Origin of the sequence: Massilia phyllostachyos (genome assembly GCF_021044825.1) — a bacterium.
In the GTDB taxonomy this organism is placed as follows: Bacteria; Pseudomonadota; Gammaproteobacteria; order Burkholderiales; family Burkholderiaceae_D; genus Telluria; species Telluria phyllostachyos.
Genome location: NZ_JAJNOC010000011.1, coordinates 106,416 through 127,197, shown reverse-complemented (window position 1 = coordinate 127,197; position 20,782 = coordinate 106,416). Strand labels below are relative to the sequence as shown.

General features: G+C 65.4%; 17 protein-coding genes. 7 read left to right on the top strand and 10 right to left on the bottom strand.

All coding sequences use genetic code 11. The annotated features are described in order from the left end of the window. Window positions 1-100: 100 nt before the first annotated feature. From LQ564_RS23385 to LQ564_RS23365, 5 genes are all read right to left on the bottom strand, one after another. Entirely contained in the window at window positions 101-1,333 is a 1,233-nt protein-coding gene (locus tag LQ564_RS23385) for an argininosuccinate synthase (protein ID WP_231060524.1), read from the bottom strand. A 97-nt stretch (window positions 1,334-1,430) separates the two neighbouring features. Then, the gene (argF, locus tag LQ564_RS23380) at window positions 1,431-2,354 is read right to left on the bottom strand and encodes an ornithine carbamoyltransferase (protein ID WP_231060523.1); all 924 of its coding nucleotides are present in this window, start codon (window positions 2,352-2,354) and stop codon (window positions 1,431-1,433) included. A gap of 78 nt (window positions 2,355-2,432) precedes the next feature. After that, on the bottom strand, window positions 2,433-3,323 hold the full coding sequence (gene rsgA / locus LQ564_RS23375) for a ribosome small subunit-dependent GTPase A (RefSeq protein WP_231060522.1): 891 nt from the start codon (window positions 3,321-3,323) through the stop codon (window positions 2,433-2,435). Next, window positions 3,320-3,652 carry a 4a-hydroxytetrahydrobiopterin dehydratase gene (locus LQ564_RS23370; protein ID WP_231060521.1) on the bottom strand — a complete coding sequence of 111 codons (333 nt, stop codon included), beginning with the start codon at window positions 3,650-3,652 and terminating at the stop codon, window positions 3,320-3,322. Before LQ564_RS23370 ends, rsgA begins: the two co-directional genes overlap by 4 nt. Continuing rightward, on the bottom strand, window positions 3,649-4,911 hold the full coding sequence (locus LQ564_RS23365; protein ID WP_231060520.1) for a M48 family metallopeptidase: 1,263 nt from the start codon (window positions 4,909-4,911) through the stop codon (window positions 3,649-3,651). Before LQ564_RS23365 ends, LQ564_RS23370 begins: the two co-directional genes overlap by 4 nt. Before the next feature lie 86 nt (window positions 4,912-4,997). Here LQ564_RS23365 and orn point away from each other — a divergent pair, with 86 nt between their 5' ends. After that, window positions 4,998-5,582 (top strand): oligoribonuclease, encoded by a 585-nt coding sequence (orn, locus tag LQ564_RS23360; protein WP_231060519.1) that lies wholly within the window; start codon window positions 4,998-5,000, stop codon window positions 5,580-5,582. A gap of 59 nt (window positions 5,583-5,641) precedes the next feature. Next, window positions 5,642-8,122, top strand: coding sequence for a hybrid sensor histidine kinase/response regulator (locus LQ564_RS23355; protein WP_231060518.1), 2,481 nt, complete (start codon window positions 5,642-5,644; stop codon window positions 8,120-8,122). Between the two features lie 65 nt (window positions 8,123-8,187). Here the strand turns inward: LQ564_RS23355 and LQ564_RS23350 are convergent, their stop codons facing one another. Continuing rightward, complete coding sequence (locus tag LQ564_RS23350) at window positions 8,188-9,144, bottom strand: MBL fold metallo-hydrolase (RefSeq protein ID WP_231060517.1); 957 nt, start codon at window positions 9,142-9,144, stop codon at window positions 8,188-8,190. Window positions 9,145-9,277: 133 nt separating this feature from the next. Between LQ564_RS23350 and LQ564_RS23345 the strand changes: the two genes are divergently transcribed. Continuing rightward, a complete protein-coding gene (locus LQ564_RS23345; RefSeq protein ID WP_231060516.1) occupies window positions 9,278-10,411 on the top strand; it encodes an HPP family protein in 1,134 nt (377 codons plus the stop codon). A 39-nt stretch (window positions 10,412-10,450) separates the two neighbouring features. On the opposite strand, the gene LQ564_RS23340 is transcribed toward LQ564_RS23345, so the two are convergent. After that, a complete protein-coding gene (locus LQ564_RS23340; protein WP_231060515.1) occupies window positions 10,451-11,137 on the bottom strand; it encodes a UPF0149 family protein in 687 nt (228 codons plus the stop codon). A 268-nt stretch (window positions 11,138-11,405) separates the two neighbouring features. Continuing rightward, window positions 11,406-12,437: an alpha/beta hydrolase gene (locus LQ564_RS23335; RefSeq protein ID WP_231060514.1), complete on the bottom strand. Its 1,032-nt coding sequence runs from the start codon at window positions 12,435-12,437 to the stop codon at window positions 11,406-11,408. A 181-nt stretch (window positions 12,438-12,618) separates the two neighbouring features. Here LQ564_RS23335 and LQ564_RS23330 point away from each other — a divergent pair, with 181 nt between their 5' ends. The 3 genes from LQ564_RS23330 (at window position 12,619) to LQ564_RS23320 (ending at window position 18,432) form a co-directional block, all read left to right on the top strand. Beyond that, complete coding sequence (locus LQ564_RS23330) at window positions 12,619-13,611, top strand: serine/threonine protein kinase (protein ID WP_231060513.1); 993 nt, start codon at window positions 12,619-12,621, stop codon at window positions 13,609-13,611. A gap of 100 nt (window positions 13,612-13,711) precedes the next feature. Next, on the top strand, window positions 13,712-15,952 hold the full coding sequence (locus tag LQ564_RS23325; RefSeq protein WP_231060512.1) for a hypothetical protein: 2,241 nt from the start codon (window positions 13,712-13,714) through the stop codon (window positions 15,950-15,952). Window positions 15,953-16,110: 158 nt separating this feature from the next. After that, window positions 16,111-18,432 (top strand): coiled-coil domain-containing protein, encoded by a 2,322-nt coding sequence (locus LQ564_RS23320; protein ID WP_231060511.1) that lies wholly within the window; start codon window positions 16,111-16,113, stop codon window positions 18,430-18,432. A gap of 233 nt (window positions 18,433-18,665) precedes the next feature. Here the strand turns inward: LQ564_RS23320 and LQ564_RS23315 are convergent, their stop codons facing one another. Together LQ564_RS23315 and LQ564_RS23310 are read right to left on the bottom strand one after the other, a co-directional pair. After that, window positions 18,666-19,073 (bottom strand): DUF8785 domain-containing protein, encoded by a 408-nt coding sequence (locus LQ564_RS23315; RefSeq protein ID WP_231060510.1) that lies wholly within the window; start codon window positions 19,071-19,073, stop codon window positions 18,666-18,668. An 82-nt stretch (window positions 19,074-19,155) separates the two neighbouring features. Further along, window positions 19,156-20,193 (bottom strand): DUF475 domain-containing protein, encoded by a 1,038-nt coding sequence (locus tag LQ564_RS23310; protein WP_231060509.1) that lies wholly within the window; start codon window positions 20,191-20,193, stop codon window positions 19,156-19,158. A gap of 146 nt (window positions 20,194-20,339) precedes the next feature. Here LQ564_RS23310 and LQ564_RS23305 point away from each other — a divergent pair, with 146 nt between their 5' ends. Then, window positions 20,340-20,756 carry a divergent PAP2 family protein gene (locus LQ564_RS23305; protein WP_231060508.1) on the top strand — a complete coding sequence of 139 codons (417 nt, stop codon included), beginning with the start codon at window positions 20,340-20,342 and terminating at the stop codon, window positions 20,754-20,756. Window positions 20,757-20,782 lie beyond the last annotated feature (26 nt).

Genomic DNA, 20,782 nt, shown 5'->3' with positions numbered 1-20,782 from the left:
TACCCAAGTCCCATGCAAACCATCATCGTGTTCGAAAGTGAAGTCGACGACCATGAAAAAAGCCGCCCGAAGGCGGCTTCCATGAAGACATCCGTGCAGCTTACTGCCCGCGTTTCGCGCGCGCCTTGGCAGCGATGCGCATGCGCAGCGCGTTCAGCTTGATGAATCCGCCCGCATCCGCCTGGTTGTAGGCGCCGCCGTCTTCGTCGAACGTCGCGATGTTCATGTCGAACAGCGAGTCGGTCTTCGAATCGCGCGACACCACGATCACGTTGCCCTTGTAGAGCTTTACGCGCACCCAGCCGTTGACCGTCTTCTGGGTGTGGTCGATCAGGGTCTGCAGCGCGACGCGCTCCGGGGCCCACCAGTAGCCGTTATAAATCAGGCTGGCGTAGCGCGGCATCAGGTCGTCCTTCAGGTGCGCCACTTCGCGGTCCAGGGTGATCGATTCGATCGCGCGGTGGGCCTTGAGCATGATGGCGCCGCCCGGGGTTTCGTAGCATCCGCGCGACTTCATGCCGACGTAGCGGTTCTCGACCAGGTCGAGGCGGCCGATGCCGTGCTTGCCGCCGAGGCGGTTCAGTTCCGTCAGCACTTCGGCGGGGGTCAACCGCTTGCCGTTCAGCGCGACGATGTCGCCCTGCTCGTATTCGATGTCGAGGTATTCGGCTTCGTTCGGCGCCTGCTCCGGCGACACGGTCCAGCGCCACATCGATTCCTCGGCTTCCGCGCTCGGGTTTTCCAGGTGCCGGCCCTCAAAAGAGATGTGCAGCAGGTTGGCGTCCATCGAGTAGGGCGCGCCGCCGTTCTTGTGCTTCATGTCGATCTCGATGCCGGCGTCTTCCGCGTACTTCAGCAGCTTCTCGCGCGACAGCAGGTCCCATTCACGCCATGGAGCGATGATCTTGACGTCGGGTTTCAGCGCATAGGCGCCGAGCTCGAAGCGGACCTGGTCGTTGCCCTTGCCGGTGGCGCCGTGCGAGATGGCGTCGGCGCCGGTTTCGTTGGCGATCTCGATCAGGCGCTTGGCGATCAGCGGGCGCGCGATCGAGGTGCCCAGCAGGTACTCGCCTTCGTAGACGGTGTTCGCGCGGAACATCGGGAACACGAAGTCGCGCACGAATTCCTCGCGCACGTCGTCGATGTAGATGTTCTCCGGCTTGATGCCGAACTTGATCGCCTTGGCGCGCGCCGGCTCCAGTTCTTCGCCCTGGCCGAGGTCGGCGGTGAAGGTGACGATCTCGCAGTTGTAGTGATCCTGCAGCCATTTCAGGATGACCGAGGTATCGAGGCCGCCGGAGTAGGCGAGGACTACTTTTTTAATGTCGCTCATGGGTGTTCCAGTTTTGGGGAGGGAGGTAGGTGGTCAGCCGGCCCTTGCAGGCCGACGATCAAACTAGGGTTGGTGGTGCGTGTATAAACGATAAATACTATTTATCTTCGATGCGTCCGAGCAGCAGGTATTCGATCAGCGCCTTCTGCACGTGCAGGCGGTTCTCGGCCTCGTCCCAGACCACCGACTGCGGGCCGTCGATGACCTCGGCCGCGACTTCCTCGCCGCGGTGCGCCGGCAGGCAGTGCATGAACAGGGCGTCGGGGGTGGCGCGCGCCATCTTGGCGCCGTCCACGATGAAGCCGTCGAAGGCCTTCAGGCGCTCGGCGTTTTCCTTCTCGTAGCCCATGCTGGTCCAGACGTCGGTGCTGACCAGGTGCGCGCCTTCGCAGGCGTCCGACGGATTGTCGAACAGGGTGTAGCGCTTGGTCGACACCAGCTTCGGATCGATCTCGTAGCCCTTCGGGGTCGAGACGTTCAGGTGGAAGCCGAACACCTCGGCCGCCTGCAGCCACGAGTACAGCATGTTGTTGGCGTCGCCGATCCACGCGACCGTCTTGCCGGCGATCGGGCCGCGGTGCTCGTAGAAGGTGAAGATGTCGGCCAGCACCTGGCAGGGGTGGTGTTCGTTGGTCAGGCCGTTGATCACCGGGACGCGCGAATGCGCGGCGAAGCGCTCGATGATCTCCTGGCCGAAGGTACGCACCATGATGATGTCGCACATGCGCGACATGACCTGGCCCGCGTCTTCCACCGGCTCGCCGCGGCCCAGCTGGCTGTCGCGGGTGTTCAGGTAGATCGCGGCGCCGCCCAGCTGGTGCATGCCGGCTTCGAAGGACAGGCGGGTACGGGTCGAGCTCTTCTCGAACACCATCACCAGGGTGCGGTCGACCAGCGGGTGATACACCTCGTAGGCCTTGAACTTGCGCTTGATGACTTTCGCGCGCTCGATGACGTATTCGAATTCGTCGAAGGAGAAGTCGGAAAACTGCAGGAAGTGCTTGATTGGTTGTGCTGCCATGGCGTCGTTCGCTTTGCTGTTATCCATATGATTATAAGGGCTTTTTGCCTTACGTAACGGAAACCGTGGTTCCTGGCGCTAGTACAGCGTCTGCGAGGATTCGTGCAGCAGCTGCCCATACAGCTCGTGCCGCATCTTCGCGATCTTCTTCTCCGCCACCGCTTCCAGCACCGCGCACTGCGGCTCGGCCAGATGGCGGCAGTTGTAGTACTTGCAGCCACCCAGATACGGCTTGAACTCGACGAAGGCGCGCTCCAGCATCCCTTCGGTCAGGTGATACAGCCCGAACTCCTGGAAGCCCGGCGAATCGATGATCGACGCCCCGCCCGGCAGCCAGTACAGGCGCGTGAAGGTCGTGGTGTGCTTGCCCGTATCCAGCGCCTCCGAAATCTCGCGCACCGCGATGTCCGCATCCGGCACCAGCAGGTTGATGAGCGAGGACTTGCCCATGCCCGACTGGCCGATGAAGATCGAGGACTGTCCTTGCAGCAGCGGCATCAGGGTCTCGACCGCATGTTCCGGACGCTCCCGCGCCGACAGCTCGTGCACCGGATAACCGAGCGAGGCATACAGCCCGGCACGTTCGCGGGCACGCGCCAGCGGCGCCTCGACGTCGACCTTGTTCAGGATGATGTGGGCCTCGATCCCGGCCGCTTCGGCCGCGACCAGCGAGCGCGAGACCAGGTCGTCGGCAAAGCTCGGCTCCGTGGCCACGACGATGAACAGGCGCGAGATGTTCGCCGCCAGCAGCTTCGATTTATACTGGTCCGAACGATAGAGCAGGGTGGTGCGGTCGGCGATCTTCTCGATCACGGCCTGGTCGGCGGAGGTGCGCTTCAGGTGCACGACGTCGCCCACCGCCACATTGGTCTTCTTACCGCGCGTGACGCACTGCAGCTTCTCGCCGTTGGCATCGGCCAGGTAATGGCGGCCGTGGGCCGCGATGATGGTGCCGGTGAGTTCGTTCATGCACCCGCCCTTTGCGCATACAGCGCGTCGATCTTCGCCGCGCAAATGAAGTCGTTCAGCGACAGCGCGCCGCCGGCCGAATGGGTGGTGCAGGCCACCGTGCAGCGGCGATACGCCACCGTCAAGTCCGGATGATGGTTCTCGCCCTCGGCCAGCCACGCCACCGCATTCACGAAGGCGATGGTTTCGCGATAATCGCGGAAGGTGAATTCGCGCGCGATCACGCCGTCGACCGGCTGCCAGCCGGGCACCTGTGCCAGCAGCGCAGGGATGGCATCCGCAGGAAGCGCCGGCGCGCCATGCACGCTGTGTTGATCGAGGAGGGTCATGCGGCCGCCATGTTCAGGTGTTTGACCCGCACCGACGCCGGCGGATGCGAATCGTAGAAGCTTGAATACAGCGGGTCCGGCGTCAGGGTCGAGGCGTTGTCCTCGTACATCTTGACCAGGGCCGACACCAGGTGGCGCTGGTCGGTGTGCTTGGCCGCGAAGGCGTCCGCCTCGAATTCATGCTTGCGCGAGGTGATCGAGTTCAGTGGCGCCAGCACGAAGGTGAAGATCGGCAGGACGAGCGCGAACAGGATCAGCGCCATGCCGTCGTTCGACGCATCCATCATCGGCGTCACGCCCAGGCCCGTGTAGAACCAGGCCTGGGTCTTCAGGTAGCCGAGCAGCGCGAGAAAGGCGAGCGACAGCCCGAACATCACCACGATGCGCTTGACGATGTGCTTCAATTTGAAGTGACCGAGTTCGTGCGCCAGCACCGCTTCGATCTCGGGCGGATCCAGGCGCGAGAGCAGGGTGTCGAAGAACACGATGCGCTTGTTGCTGCCGAAGCCAGAGAAATAGGCGTTGCCATGGGCGCTGCGCTTGCTGCCGTCCATTACGAACAGGCCCTTGGAAGCGAAGCCAACGCGCGCCATCAGGCCTTCGATGCGCTCCTTGAGCGAGGCGTCCGCCAGCGGCGTGAACTTGTTGAACATCGGCGCGATGACGGTCGGGTACAGCACCATCATGAGGAGCTGGAAGCCGCTCCACACGCACCAGGCCCACAGCCACCACAGGTCGCCGCTTTTCTCCATCAGGGCCAGGATCACCCAGAGCAGCGGCAGGCCGATGACGGCGCCGACCAGCGCGCCCTTGACCATGTCGGCCACCCACAAGGCGGGGCTCATCTTGTTGAAGCCGAAGCGTTCCTCCAGCACGAACTGGCGGTACCAGTCCAGCGGCAGGTCGAGCACGCCGGACAGCACGGCAAACGCCACCACCAGCGCCATCTGGTGCAGGGTGCCCGGTCCGGTCACCGGCAGCAGGGAGGTGGACAGCGCCTGCAGCCCGCCCAGCAAGGTAAAGCCGATCAGCACCACGCCGCCCCACAGCAGCGACACGATGCCGAGCCGGGTCTTGGCGACGGTGTAGTCGGCCGCCTTCTGGTGCGCCGCCAGCGGGACTTTCGGCGCAAACTCGGCGGGCACGCTGGCGCGGTGGCGCAGCACGTGGCGGATATGGCGCCCGGCCAGCCAGAATCGCAGACCGAGCGTCAGCGCAAAGAAAACGACGAACAAAACCGAAAACCCGAGTGAAGACATGCTGTGCCTGTGAGAAAATGCAGGATTGATGGCGCGAACGCCTGGCGCCGTAGCGAATCAATCGCGAATAAATCGAAGAGAGAATTATGTCACAAGCCACACAAACCGAAGGGGCCGCCGCGCCCGTGCGTCCGAACGAATTCAACCTGGTCTGGGTCGACATGGAAATGACGGGTCTCGACCCGGACAACGACCGCATCATCGAAGTCGCCGTGATCGTCACCGATCCCGAGCTGAACATCATCGCCGAAGGCCCGGTGTTCGCCATCCACCAGTCGGACGAGACGCTGGACAAGATGGACAACTGGAACAAGGGCACCCATGGCAAGTCGGGCCTGATCGACCGCGTCAAGGCGTCCACCGTCACCGAAGCCCAGGCCGAGCTGGAACTGATCGCTTTCCTGAAGCAGTACGTCCCGGCCAACAAGTCGCCGATGTGCGGCAATTCGATCTGCCAGGACCGCCGCTTCATGGCGCGCGGCATGCCGAAGCTGGAAGCCTTCTTCCACTACCGTAACCTGGACGTGTCGACCCTGAAGGAGCTGTGCCGCCGCTGGAAGCCCGAGCTCGCCTCCGGCTTCAAGAAGCACCAGAAGCACACCGCCCTGGCCGACATCACCGAGTCGATCGACGAGCTGCGCTACTACCGAGAGCATTTCATCAAGCTGTAAGCAAAATTTGCCTCCTGGTAAATATAACTAGGAGGCAATCTTTGTGCGACAATCGGCCCATGGCGCAACCACCACATAGCGGGCTCGAGGATGGGACGGCGATGCGCACGCGCATCCGGCGCCACGATTGGTCGCACACCTCCCTCGGGCCGATCGACGCCTGGCCGGGCGCCCTGCGCACGGCGGTGGACATGATGCTGCACTCGGCCTTCCCCATGTTCCTGGCGTGGGGGCCGGACCTGGTCTTCCTCTACAACGACGCCTACGTGCCGCTGCTCGGACAGAAGCACCGCCGCGCACTCGGCGCGCGCTTTTCCGACCTGTGGTCGGAAGTCTGGCAGGAGATGGTGCCGCTGATCGACCGCGCGCTGTCCGGCAAGCCCGTGTATGTCGAGGACATGCCGGTCACCATCGAGCGGCGCGGGCATCCCGAACGCGCCCATTTCACCTTCTCGCATGCGCCCCTGATCGGCGACGAGGGCCAGGCCGCCGGCCTGTTCTGCACCGTGATGGAAACCACGCGCCGGGTCGCCGCCGAACGGCGCGCCGCCTTCGAGCTGATCGTGTCGGATGCGCTGCGTCCGCTGGCGTCGAGCGAGGAGGTGGTGGCCACCGCCAGCGCCCTGCTGGGCGGCGAGCTGCGGGCGGGCCGCGTGGTGTATGCCGAGATGGACGAGGCGGGCGCGCGCTTCACCGCGCCGCGCTGCTGGGCGCGCGACGGGCGGACGCTGTCCGAAGCGAGTTTCAGCCTGGACGACTTCGGCCCCGCCGTCGGCGCCGCCCTGCGCGCCGGCGACATCGTGCGCATCCACGACAGCGCCCACGACGTGCGCACTACCGGGTACCGCAGCGCCTACGTGGCGGACCGCATCGCCGCGCTCCTGGTCGTGCCGCTGGTGAAGTCCGGCCGCCTGCGCGCCTGCCTCGGCATCGACTGCCCCGAACCGCGCTACTGGAGCGAGGACGACCTGCGGCTGGCGCGCGACGTCGCCGAGCGCACCTGGGCGGCGGTCGAGACGGCGCGCGCCCAGGCCGAGCTGCGCTTCGAGCGCGACCGCAGCCGCAACATCTTCGACACCATCGCCGAAGGCTTCGCCCTGTTCGACGCCGACTGGACCGTGCTGGAGATGAACGCCGAAGGGCTGCGCATCTGCCGCATGCGCGCCGAGGACGTCATCGGCCGCAACCACTGGGACGCCTTCCCGCACACGGTCGACAGCGAGCCGGGGCCGATGTACCGCGAAGTGATGCGCACCGGCGTGGCCGGCAGCGCCGAGCATTCGCATACCTATCCGGACGGCCAGCGCATCTGGACCGAGGTGCGCGCCTACCCGATGCACGACGGCGGCATCGCCGCCTTTTTCCGCGACATCACCGACCGCAAGCTGGCCGAGGATAAGCTGGTGGAAGCGGACCGCCGCAAAGACGAATTCCTGGCCATGCTGGCGCACGAGCTGAGGAATCCGCTGGCGCCGATCAGCGCCGCGTCCGAGCTGCTGCGCATCGCCAGCGGCGACGAGGCGCGGGTGCGCCAGAGCAGCAGCATCATCGGGCGCCAGGTGCGCCACATGACGCGCCTGGTCGACGATCTGCTGGACGTCTCGCGCGTGACGCGCGGCCTGATCACGCTCGAGCGCGCGCAAGTATCTGCGCGCGCCGTGGTGCAGGAAGCGGTCGAGCAGGTGCGGCCGCTGGTCGACGCGCGCGGCCAGCGCCTGGCGGTGCACCTGCCGCCGTCCTGGGCGAATCTGGAAGGCGACAAGGCGCGCCTGGTGCAGGTGCTCACCAATGTGCTGGGCAACGCCGCCAAGTACACGCCGGAAGGACGCGGGATCGACCTGCGCGCGGAGGTGCGCTCGGACGCATTGGTCATCGTCGTGCGCGACGAGGGCATCGGCATGGACCGCGAACTGACCTCGCGCGTGTTCGACCTGTTCACCCAGGCCGAGCGCTCGTCGGACCGCTCGCAGGGCGGGCTCGGACTGGGGCTGGCGCTGGTGCGCAACCTGGTCGAGCTGCATGGCGGGGTGGTGAGCTGTTCCAGCCCGGGGCCGGGCAAGGGCAGCACCTTCGTCATCACCTTGCCGCTGCTGCGCGCAGCAGTGCAGGAGGACGCGGGCATGCCGCCTGTCGAGGCGCCGGCGCAGCGCTCGGGCGCCCTGACCGTGCTGGTGGTGGACGACAATATCGACGCGGCCGAGACCCTCGGCCTGCTGCTGGCCGCCCACGGCCACGAAGTCGTGATCGAACACGATTCGCCGCGCGCGCTGGCGCGGGCGCGCAGCGTGGCGCCGGACGTGTGCCTGCTCGACATCGGCCTGCCCGAGATGGATGGCCGCGAACTGGCGCGGCGGCTGCGCGCGCAGCCGGAGACGGCGCATGCGGTGCTGGTGGCGGTGACCGGGTATGGGCAGCAGCAGGATCGGGAAGAGGCGTTTGCTGCGGGATTCCAGCATCACCTGGTGAAGCCGGTCGATTTCGAAGAGTTGAACCGGCTTCTCGCAGGGTGTATGCCGTGCGCGCGTCCGGTTCCTGTGTGAACGGACGCGGCGCGTGTATTTCACGTGGGTTTGAACGCGTGGGCAGGACCGCCCACCCTGAGAAATCAGCGCATCTGGGTGAAGTTCACCGGCGTGAACTTGTAGCCTTTTCCTTCCGTGGCCAGGTAGCCCATCCCCGGGAACTGCAGGTGCGCGCCGCCGATCAGGTAGCCGCCCTTGGCCGCGGCATCGAATTCCTTCCTGCGCGTCGCCGCAGCCGCCTTCTGGTCGCTGTCGTAGGCGATCGTCACGTTCGGTTCCGCCATCTGCACCGCCGCCACGTGGATCAGGTCGCCGATCACCAGCAGCTTCTGGCCGCCGCTTTCCACCATGTAGCTGGTGTGGCCCGGGGTATGGCCGCCGCTCGGATTGGCGCGGATGCCCGGGACCAGCTGGGCGCTGCCCTCGAAAGGCTTGAAGCGGCCGGCTTTCACGTACGGACCCAGCGCGGCCTGGGCGCCCTTGAAGGTGTCCTTGTCGTCGGACTTGTCCATCTTGTCCTTGCTTAGCCAGTGGTCGGACTCGAGCTTGTTGGCGCGCACGATGGCCTTGCTGAACACGGCGGCGGAATCCTTGACCAGGCCGCCGGCGTGGTCGCCGTGGAAGTGGGTCAGGTAGATCTCGTCCACCTGCTCCGGCGAGTAACCGGCGGCCTTCATGTTGGCGACCAGCTTGCCGAGGGTCGGGCCGAAGAAGGCGCCGGCGCCGGTGTCGATCAGGATCAGCTTGCTGCCGGTGTTGACCAGGTAGGCGTTGTCCGAGGTTTCCACCATCGGCTTCAGGTGGAACCTGGCCAGGGTGTCGCGCGTCTTGTTCGGATCCTGGGCCAGCTCCTTGTCCATCGGCAGGTCGACGGTGCCGTCCGACAGCGGGGTGACTTCGAACTGGCCGAGCATCATGCGCGACCAGCCCGGAGCCGGGGTCTTGGCCATCGGCGCGGCGGCGAACGCGGGCGCGGCGAGGCACAGGGCCGCGGCGGCGGCGGCGAGGGTGGACAGGGTGCGTTGTTGGACGGTTTTCACAGGGCTTCCTTGTTGTTGTGGTCTGCCTTGTATCGTACATGATTGCTTCGAGGGATGTTGAACGCCGCCGGAGGGAGGCGGCGTCGCGCAAGCTGTGGTGTAATGGCGGGCTCATTTGCGGTATTGCTCATCCATGTTCTCCACTTTGCTCGAGCGGCTGCGGCGCCTGCGCCCGGCCGGACCCGCTTCCTACGCCGGCCATGCGCGCTCGGCCCTCGGCGCCTTGCTGGCGCTGCTGGTCACCGCCTTGGTGACGCGCGCCGCGCTTGGCGCCGCGCATGCGGCCGCCTTGCCCTACCTGGTCGCGCCGATGGCCGCCTCCGCCGTCCTGCTGTTCTGCCTGCCCGCGGCGCCGCTGGCCCAACCGTGGCCCGTCATCGGCGGCAACGTCGTCTCGGCGCTGGTGGGCGTGGCCTGCGTCCACCTTGGCGATCCGCTGATCGCGGCGCCACTCGCTGGCGGCCTCGCGATCGCGGCGATGGCCTTCCTGCGCTGCCTGCACCCGCCCGGCGGGGCGGCGGCGGTGACCGTGGTGCTGGGCGGGGCGGCGGTGCACGGGGCGGGCGTCGGCTTCGCCTTGAACCCGATCGGCCTGAACTCGGTGCTGATGGTGCTGGTGGCGGTGGCCTGGAACAACCTGACCGGACACCGCTATCCCCACGTGCAGCCGGCCGTGCGCGCGCCGGATGCCAGGGCGGGGTTCGCCAGCGAAGACCTGGATGCGGCGCTGGACAGCTATGGCGAGACGCTCGACGTCAGCCGCGACGACCTGGCGTCGATCCTGGCGGACACCGAACAGCGCGCGGCCGAGCGCCGCGCTCACCAGCGCAGCTGCGCGGAGGTGGCGCGGCCGCTGCCGGCCAGCCTGACGCCGGGGATGCCGCTGGCGACGGCGCGCGCGCTGCTGCTGCGGCATGGCCTGCCTTCGCTGCCGGTGCTGGACAGCGAAGGGCGGCCGCTCGGGGTGCTCAGCATGGCGGCGCTGGTCGCGGCGGGCGGCGCGGCGGCGCGGCCTTTGCCGGCACGGGCGCGGCGCGCGACGGCGCTGCTGTTCGGACGCGATGCGGCGCGGACGGTGGGGGATCTGATCGAGATGACGTTCGTGGCGGTGCGCGATGTGGCGCCGCTGGCCGCCTTGTTGGCGCGCTTCCAGGATGGGGCGCAGCAGGTGTATGTGATGGACAGGGAAGGGCGGCTCACCGGGGTGGTGGGGCCGGGGGATGTGCTGGCGGGGCTGGGTGGGGAGGTGCTGGAGGCGGCGGCCTGAGTTGCGAGCGGGCTGCGCAACCCAGGTTTGAACGCTGCATTATTCAGCGCCGCAGCACTTCTTGAACTTCTTGCCGCTGCCGCAGGGGCAGTCGTCGTTGCGGCCGACCTTCGGTTCTTCGCGCTTCACGGTCTCGACGGCGCCCTTGCGCAGCGGGAGCCAGTAGCGGTAGATGGCCGGGATGTTGGCTTCGATGTCGAGCGCCAGCTGGTGGGCCTTCTTCGGGTCTTCGACTTCGGCCAGTTCCGATTCGTCGATCTCGTCGGCGCCCAGCAGGTAGATCGGGCGCATCAGTTCGGCGACGTCGGACTCCCAGATCGGTTCCCAGGAGCCCGGGCGCAGCTCCATGCCTTCCCAGAAGCCCCAGCACCAGGCTTCGGCGTCGATCAGGTTCTCGTTGCCGACCTCGTGCTCGACGAACAGTGGCTCGAATTCCTTGGGCGCGGCTTCGAAGGTGATCAGGATTTCGTTCATGAAGCGCATGATCAGGTTGACGATGCGCTGTTCTTCCTTCGGGTTCTTCCAGTTGGGCGCCTGCTTGCCGTCCTCGCCCCACACGCGCGGCAGCCACTCGGCCGGCATGATGGTTTCCGGGCCGATCGCGATCGCGGTCAGGTAGCCGTGCAGGGTGTCCATGGTCATCGCGTCCTCGGGGGAGCGGTCGGACAGCAGGAACTGGTCGAGGTCGTCGAATTCTTTGTCGGTGAGGGGTTCGTCGAGATGCATTGTGAGGCTCTTGTTGCGTTGGAAGGCGCCAGTGTAACGCCTGTGGGGGACAAGAGCACGGAAAAACGTGTCATTTCACCGCTGGACGTCGAGCCGTCGCCCCGGCGCAGGCCGGGGCCCAAGTTCGTTGCGCTACCTCGGCGGGTGCACGCAAGCGGTAGTGGACCGCGAAGAAACTTGGATTCCCGCCTGCGCGGGAAGTCATGGGCGCCAGTGGCGCGCATGACGGTTTTCAAGCTAACGGTTATTAGCGGCGATGCCTGAGCGCCTACTTTTTGAACGCCTTCGTCAACGCATCCGCCGCATACTGCTCCGCCTCCTTCGCCTTCGCCACCACCGCCCCCATCCCGAAGAACTCGTGCGTCACGCCGCTCCATTCGCGGTAATCGACCTTCACCCCATCCTTCCTGAGCTTGTCCGCATACGCCTTGCCCTCGCTGAGCAGCGGGTCGATCTCGGCGGCGACGATGGTTGCCGGCGGCAGGCCCTTGAGCGAAGTGGCCTTCATCGGCAGCGCGTAGGGGTTCTTCGGGTCGCCGCCGTAGTGCTTGAAGAACCAGCCCATCATCGCCTTGTTGAGCGGCTTGGCGTTGGCGTTGCGTTTGTACGATTCGTTGTTCATGTCGTCGTTCACCACCGGATACACCAGCAGCTGGTGCAGCGGCAGCTGGGCCTTCTGGTCGCGCGCCATCAGCGACACCACGGTCGCCAGGTTGCCGCCGGCCGATTCGCCGCCGACCGCGACGCGCATCGGGTCGCCGTTGAATTCCCTGGCGTGCTGGGTCACCCACAGGTAGGCCGCGTAGGCGTCTTCCGGCGCGGTCGGGAATTTGTGCTCGGGGGCCTGGCGGTAGTCGACCGAGACCATGATCGCCTTGGCCATCTTGGCCAGCGCGCGCGGCGAGGCCTCGTAGACCTTGGTGTCGGCGATCACGAAGCCGCCGCCGTGGTAGTAGACCATCACCGGGAACGGGCCCTTGCCTTCCGGCGTGAAGATGTGGACCGGCACGCTGCCGCCCTTCACCGGCACGCTCATGGTTTTCATGGTCACGCCCGGTTCCGGCGCGGTGCTCTTGCCCATCTGGGTCAGGACTTTCTTGACAGCGTCGGCCGGGGTCGGCTGCTTGCGCGCCTCGGCTGGCGTCAGGGTTTCGATCGGTTTCGGGTTCAGCGACGCGTGGGCGTCGAGGACCTTCTGCATGTCGGCGTCAGCCTTGGGCGGTTGCGGCGACTGGGCCTGGGCCGCGTTCCAGAGCAGGGCGGCGGCGATGGCCGTCAGGGCCAGCGGGAGCTTTTTCATATTCTTTCCTCGGTAAAAGGCCGTATGTCACGCGGTTGCGTACAAGTACTTGCCAGATTCGATAGTTACGCAGCATGCATGCGCGGCTCTGTTCGGGCGCGCACCAAATCCGTCAAATTTCGACGGGCATTAGGAGGCCGGGGCGAGCGCCGCTTACAATGGCCGCATGGAGAATCCGGCTATGGAAACGAACAACCAGGCGCATCCGTTCGCGCGCCTCGACCCGCAAACCGTGCTGGAGGCGCTCGAGCACGTCGGCCTGTACGGCGACGGCCGCCTGCTGGCGCTGAACAGTTATGAAAACCGCGTCTACCAGGTCGGCATGGAAGAGGGGCCGCCGGTGGTGGTCAAGTTCTACCGGCCCAAGCGCTGGAGCGACGCGGCCATCCTCGAGGAGCACGCCTTCGTCGCCGAGCTCGCCGACAAGGAGATCCCGGCGGTGCCGCCGAGCAGCATCGATGGTCGCACGCTGCACGAGGCGGCCGGCTACCGCTTCGCCGTCTTTCCGCGCCGCGGGGGCAGGGCGCCCGAGCTGGGCGACCCGGCCACGCTGGAATGGATCGGGCGCTTCATCGGCCGCATCCACGCGGTCGGCGCCGCGCGGCCGTTCGAACACCGCCCCGTGCTGGACGCCCAGACCTTCGGACGCGAGCCCTACGCCTGGCTGCGCAGCCACGATTTCGTGCCGCCCGAGCTGCTGGCCACGTGGTCGAGCGTGGTCGAGCAGGCCCTGGACGGCGTCGCGCGCTGCTACGAGCGGGCCGGCGACTTGCCGCTGCTGCGCCTGCACGGCGACTGCCACGGCGGCAACGTGCTGTGGACGCCCGACGGGCCGCACTTTGTCGACTTCGATGACAGCCGCATGGGCCCGGCGGTGCAGGACCTGTGGATGCTGCTGTCGGGCGATCGCCAGGAAATGGTGGGGCAAATGGCCGACGTGCTGGCCGGCTACGAGGACTTTTGCGAATTCCACCCGCGCCAGCTCTACCTGGTCGAGGCCCTGCGCACCTTGCGCCTGATCCATTACGCGTGCTGGCTGGCGATGCGCTGGGACGACCCCGCTTTCCCGGCGGCTTTCCCGTGGTTCAATACCCAGCGCTACTGGCAAGACCGCATCCTCGAGCTACGCGAGCAGGTGGCGCTGATGGACGAGCCGCCGCTGTGGCGAGCATAGGTCGAGAGAAAGTGTTGTAATTTTGTATTTTTTTTACTAATGGTAATAAAATATAAATTCTCAAAAGTATAATCACATCTCAACCATAGGAGATGTGGTCATGACACCTGTTGCCAGCAATAGCACTTCGAATAATGAGAAGCGTGCCATGGTAGCCACCATACGCTTCTTGATCGCCTGGTTATATGTCTTGGCTGGGCTGTGCCTGATACCCATGCTCGCAGTTGCATTGGTGTATATGCTGCTTGGATTCATTCCCCAAGCCCAAGAGGTCCTCTATGCGCTGACTGAAACCGGCATCGGCGCCAAGACCAACCGGGTTCGTCTAATGTGGATTGTCATCGCGCAGCTGGTTCTCGCAATGACCGTTTGGTATGCCGCCCGTCTGCTATGTACGATCGACGCGCGGCACAGTATTCCCTCCTACCTGCGCAAGCGCGAAGCGCTTGGAGCGGTCAGACTGGCTGTGACATGGGGCCCGAGACTCCTTGGGTTTGCATCGGCTGCGGCATTGTCTACGGTGTTGATTCTTGCCGCCGCGAGTGCGGTCGGGATGGACGCAATACGGCACATCTTGATTATGTTGCTCCTTGGCCCAATCCTCGTCTCGCTGAACCATTTTTTCCCTGCGCGTAAGTGGCTTACGATGTGTGTCGTGGGAGTCGTCCTCTTGCTGTTTTGCGTTTTCTTCGTCGCCAACAGTGGACGAATGGTATTTCTCCTGACGGCGGAGACTTTATTGCCGCCCTTATTACTGCTTGCGCTCGACATTCGCCGCCGCTGGTTGCGGCGATTTTCCAGAATGGAGCACCTGTCATCCATTCGCCATCGCAGCATGCGTCGCAGAGTTGTAACGCTGTTTAGCATCGGTGCCGCTGGCGCACTCGTCCTGTCCTTCATTCCTGTCGAATCTGCTAGCAAGATAGGGCCGGCTGCAGTCGTCCTGCTGACGATTAGTTTGCTCGTTTTGATGTTGACTCCGTTGACGCTGCTGATGCGTCGCTTCTTCTTCTTTACTCCTGGATGGCCTGCCTTGGCCACATTACTCATCGTTACCTTCCTGGTCTGGCGCGGGCAAATGCAATTTGGTGAGGAGACGATGGATGTACGGCCTCAGCCAGCCTCCATGGTGCCGGCTTCGCTATCCACTAACCTGCCTCAGTACCAGTTTGCCGTAAATGCGCACGGCGGCGGCTTGCGCGCAGCACTATTTACAGGGCTGGTGCTTGCCAGAATGGATGACATGACCTGCGGGCGATTCGGTGAGGGTCTTGTCGCCGCGAGCGGCGTATCGGGCGGCAGCCTTGGCATCGCCATGTACTTGGCCCTGCGCCAGGACTTCGTGGCGCGAGGTGGCTGGACCTGTACTGTTCCGGACCCCGCGAGGAACGCTCAGCTCCAGGGCCTGGTTGCGTATGCTTTAGGCAGGGATCATTTATCGCCGGTCGTTGCCAAGCTAGCCTTTCATGATCTATTTTTCCCGAACTCGACAGCCGCGCGCGGACAGGCTCTGCTCGATAGTTGGCAGGCCGGGGCGCTTGCCAGCTTCGAGCGAGATGCGCCAGATCGCCAGCCGCCCGCAGTTGGCCTTGCAAGGCGATTGACTGACCTGACTGGCGGAATAGCTGTGCCGCCGGCAGTCTATTTCAACACCACGGATGGCCTTACCGGCGAACGCGCCTGGTTCTCGACGCGCCCGGTCGCGACATTCCAGCGCATGGGTATCAAGTACGCCCGTGCAGTGTCCCGAATCACAGTGGGACAGGCCGTGTTGCACAGCGCTCGTTTTCCGTTGGTCTCGCCACCAGGGCGGTTCGTCGTAGACAACAAGGACCATGTCTTACTTGATGGGGGCTACGTCGATAATTCCGGCGCGACCACTCTTCTGGAATTCCTCGAAGCCAATACTCAGCGATTCGATTCGAAAAAGCTTTATGTACTGAACATCGACGGTAATCCACCTTCCGACGGCAGCTGCATACCATATGCCCCACCACGCCGAGAGTTGGGATTGGAGCTTTCATCGTTGTTCAAAGTCCGCAGTGCGAATGCCATGGCTGCGGCGCATGATTTACGGAGAAGCAGCTTAAAACTGAACGTCGTGGATATTCAATACAACCTTGAAAGTGCGTTCAGACAGTCGATACGTGCTGAGGTTTCCCCGGATGACCTTTGTGCGATGGTGAATCGCCAGCGCCAAGCCCCTCTCGGCTGGTTCATTTCACAGGCTGCACAGCAGGCCATGAGTCTCTCGGCCCTGAGTGGTGGCATGCAGCTATGTAGCCGACTCAACGGGCTGTGCAGCATTCCGGATGAACCGGCGTCAGCGGCAGTGCAGTAGTGTTGTCCGGGATGGATTGCACCTGATATGAGTATGGTGCGCCGGAGATGGTGTCGGCTTAGCCATGAATTGCAGGTATATCTCGGTCTAGTTCGGCGTGGCATGGTTGCGCAATTTGCCGGATAATCGAATCGATGCAGTTCAATTCGAGAATGCCTATGGAACCGACCAAGCCCCAGCCCGACGACACCGATTTCACGATCGACCTCTCCCATGCAGGGAGCGCGGTACCAGCGGCAGAGGGTGAAGCGCCGCCGGCAGCGGGACGGGCGCCCATGGAAATGCGCGAGATCCAGGAAGCCATTGCCCGCGTCGAGGCCGAGGCCAAGGCCAACGTCGCCGCCGAGAGCCGCGCCCACGCCGAGGCGCGCGCCCGTTCGCTGGCCGAGGAGCGCGCCGCCATGGACGCGGCCGCGACCGCCGCCGCCCTGGCCAGCGCCCAGGCCGCCGAACAGGCGATCGCCGCCGACCGCGACCGCCTCGAATCCCTGCGCGCCGCGGCCCAGGCCTCGAACGAGCGGGTGGAAGCGATCCGCCAGGAAACCGCCGACCTGCGCGCCCGCGTCCAGCAGGATGCCGAGACCCGCATGGCGCTCGAAACCCGCACCCGCCAGGAGGAAGAAGCGCGGCGCCGCGCAGCCGCCCAGGTCGAGGTGCAGGCCGAGATGGCGGCGCAGGCGGCGCGGGCCGCCGAGGAATTGCTGGTCCAGACCGAGCAGGCGCGCCTGCAGGCGGCCGAGCGCATGGCGGCGGTCGAGGCGGCCAAGGAAGAAGTGCTGCACAACGCCAGCGCCGATGCGCGCGTGGCGATCCTGGCGCGCGAGCGCGAACGCGCCGAACGCGCCGCCCGCCATACCGCCGAGAAGCTGGCCCAGGCCGAAGCCGAGGCCCTGGAACTGACCCAGCAGCGCGAGCGCGCCGACCAGGTCGCGCTGGCCTCGAGCTTCGCGCGCGCGGCGGCCGAGGCGCGTGCGCTGGAAGAGGCGCGCGCCCTGGCCCACATCGAACAGGAACGCGAGGCGATCGCGCTGGCCCAGGCCGAGTCCGAGCGCGTCGCCGCCCAGTCGCTGCGCATGCGCCTCGAGACCGAAAAGGAAATCCGCGACGCCGCCACCCACCGCGAGCGCCTGGAGCAGATGGCCGCCGCCAGCGCACAGGCGCGGCGCGAAGCCGAGACCCGCATCCTGGCCGCCACCGAGGCGCGCATCGAGGCCGACCGCAGGCTGCGCGAAGTGTCCGAAGAACGCGCCCTGGCCGAGGAAGAAGCGAGCCGCCAGGCCCAGGCCCGGCTGGACGCCGAGACCGCCGCGGCCGGCCATGCGCGCGAACGCGCCGCGGCCGACGACGCCGCGCGCGAAGCTGCGCTGCAGCAGGCCGAGGAAGAGCAGCGTGCGCGCGCCCTGGCCGAGGAACGCGCTGCCCTGGCGCGGGAAGCTGTCGAAGTGAAAGCGCGGGAAAACGCGGCCGACGAAGCGGCAATGTCGGCCGTGCGGGAGCAGGCCGCGCTCCAGCAGCAGGCGGACGAGGCCGCGCAGCGCCGCGCGCAAGGCGCGCAGGATCTGCTGCAGGCCGAACGCGAGCGCGCCGCCGCGGAGGAAGCGGCCCTGGCGCGCGAGCAGGAACAATTGCAGCTCGAACGCGAGCTGGCCCAGGCCGCGGAGCGCCGCGCCCATGCCGCCAGCGAGACGGCGGCCCGGCTGCGCGAACAGCTGGACGCCGAACGCCGCGCCGAAGCGGCGCAACAGTCGGCGCTGGAAGCCCAGCGCGAACAGGCGCGCCATGCCATCGAGGAAGCGGAGCAGGCCGAGGCGGCGGCCGCCGCCCAGCGCAGCCACGCGCGCAAGGCTGCCGACCTGGCCTCGCAGCAGGCCGAGCGCGCCGCGCTCGAACGCCGCCAGCTGGATTTGCTGGAGGCGTCCATCGCCTCCGAACGGACCAGCACCGAGGCGGCGCGCGAATCGCTGGCCCAGGTCGAGCGCAAGCTGGAAGCCCAGCGCCAGCAGGCGCAAGCCGATTCCCGCGCCACCGACGCCGCCGCCGCGCGCCTGGCCTCCGAACAGGCCGCCGCCCAGGCCGCGCTGGCCCGCGCCGCCGCCGAGGAAGAACAGGCACGCCTGGCGCGCGAACGCGAAGCGGCCGAGCTGGCCGGATTGCAGGCGGCGGTCGAGAAACGCGACGCCCAGCGCGCGCTGCTGGAACACGCCCAGCGCCACGCCGACATGCAGCGCAAGGCGGCGGAGGCGACGCAGCGGATGATGGAAGCGCGCAAGGAGCTGGCGGACCTGGAGGCGCAGCGTGTCGACGAGTTGGGCGCGACCGAGAAGGCGCTGGGGGAACGCAAGGCGGAGGCGGAGCACCGGGTGGCGTCGGTGAATATCACGCGCGAGGTGCTGGGAAGGTTCAAGCAGCCGGCGTCGGCGACGCAGGCGGCGACCAGGTTGGCGGATGTGATTGCTAGTCAGCGGAAGAACGAAGAGTAGGTGGTTTATTACGAAAGTCAAATTAGGCGGAACAATGCCAGTGGCATTGTTCCAGCCTGCGCCGAAAGTCGTAGGCCCCATTGGGGCGTACGACGGTCTTGGGGCTAACGCAGCGTCGCGCTCAAACTTCCATTACGTATTAACAGCAGCACGTCATCCCGGCGACGGCCGGGATCCAAGTTCCCGTGATATGCCACGCATATCAAAAGTACCTCATCAATACCTGCAGCGAATCACAACCCTTGATTCGCCCCCACCGGATTCACCGGCCCCGTCACCGCCTTCGAGGCAAAATACTCTGTCTCCCCAAAGCACGACGTCGGCACCCCCACGTGCTGTTCATACGAAATCTGCACCCGCTGCCCCATCGCATTCTGCAACTGCTTCACCACCGCCTCATCCCGCACCGTGAATGCGAAGCGCTCCGGAATCGCCCCCGGCATGCTCGACAGCAGGATCTCGCCTTCCCAGGTCTTGCACAGCCAGCCCTTCTTGGAAAACTTCTGCAGGTAGCCCGCCCGTTCGCCTTCCGAGTACGACCAGCTCAGGGTGAACCAGGTATACAGCGCGAACAGCACGATGATGGCCGCGAGGACGGACAGGAGGAGGGCGGTGGCGCGTTTCGGCATGGTCTTAGGCATGGCAGGCGGTTCGGTTAGGGTTGTCAGGATGGCAGCAGCTGCGGCCGGGCACATTCTGCCATGCCCGGCTTGATTCGCAAAATTACGCCGCCTGCCCCTCCATGCGCTTGCGATAGCGCACCGACGACCACAGCGACACCAGGATGAAGGCCAGCCCCGACAGCCCCGTGAACCATTCCGGGATGTGGTAGTGCACGCTGGCGAACATGATCAGGGCCAGGATGCCGATCGCATAGTGGGCGCCGTGTTCCAGGTAGACGAACTGCTCGAGCGTGCCCTTGTAGACCAGGAACACCGTCATCGAACGCACGAACATGGCGCCGATCGCCAGGCCGAGCATGATGATGACGACGTCGTTGGTGATGGCGAAGGCCCCGATCACGCCGTCGAAGCTGAACGAAGCGTCCAACACCTCCAGGTAGAGGAAACCGCCGATGCTGCCCTGGGAGATCATCTTGCCGACCGTCGGGTCGTGTTCCTCCTTTTCCAGCAAGCCGCTGATCCACTGCACGCCGATATACACCAGCACCCCGCTGACGCCGGCGATCAGGACCGGAAGTTTGCGGGCCGGTTCCATCAGGTACATGGCGCCGCACACGGCCGAGAGGGTCAGCAGCACGGCCAGCCCCTCGGTGCCGTACTGGCCGACCTTTTCCTCGAGCCAGCCGAGCCAGTGCAATTCCTTCTCTTCGTCGAAGAGGAAGTTCAGGAACACCAGCATCAGGAAGGCGCCGCCGAAGGCGGATACTTCGGCATGCTTCTCGGTCAGGTGGCGCGAATATTCAGTCGGGTTGTCGATCGCCATATGCCAGACCTCGACCAGGCCCAGGCTCGTCGCCGCCGAGACGATCACGAGGGGGAACAGCAGGCGCATGCCGAACACCGCCACCAGGATGCCGACCGTGAGGAATAATTTGCGCCAGAACTCGTTCCAACCGCGCAGCACCGAGGCGTTGACGACCGCATTGTCGAAAGAAAGCGACACTTCCAGCACGCCGAGGATGGCGGTGATCCACAAGGCCTGTAGCATTCCGGCGACGCCGCGGTGCTCGTACCCCCACCAGCCGGCCAGGGCCATCAGGATGACCGTGACGATGAACGACAGCCGGAAATGCCGCATACAACCCCCTTGTGATTATTTATGTGTCTTACCAACATCATAACGTTCCGGCCCCGGCCGCGGCGCGAGAATGCTTCGGAAAAAGTATCTGTATTAGCTTGCTTCTGAGATAATTCTGGCCGGCATTAAATCACCTGGAAGAGACAATGGATTTTGCGTATCTCGTCACACCCGTGCTGACCTGGATGGTGGTCGGTCCGATCAAGTTCCTGATCACCAGCGTGCGCCAGCGCCGCTGGGCCTTCAATTTGGTGGGCAACGGCGGCTTCCCCAGCAACCATAGCTCCGTCGTCAGCAGCATGGCGACCCTGATCGCCCTGCGCGAAGGCATCGGCCACCCGGCCTTCGGCGTGGCGGTCACGCTCGCCTTCATCGTCATGATCGACGCCAACAGCCTGCGCCAGCACGTCGGCCGCCAGGCCAGCGCGATCAACCGCCTGGCCAGGGAAACGACCGGCCACACGGTGCTGCGCGAGCGCATGGGCCACACCCTGGTCGAGATCGGCGGCGGCATCGCGACCGGCATCGGCATGGGCTTCCTGGTCCACGCGATTTTCGGCTGACCCATCTACATACGGAACAGGGGCGA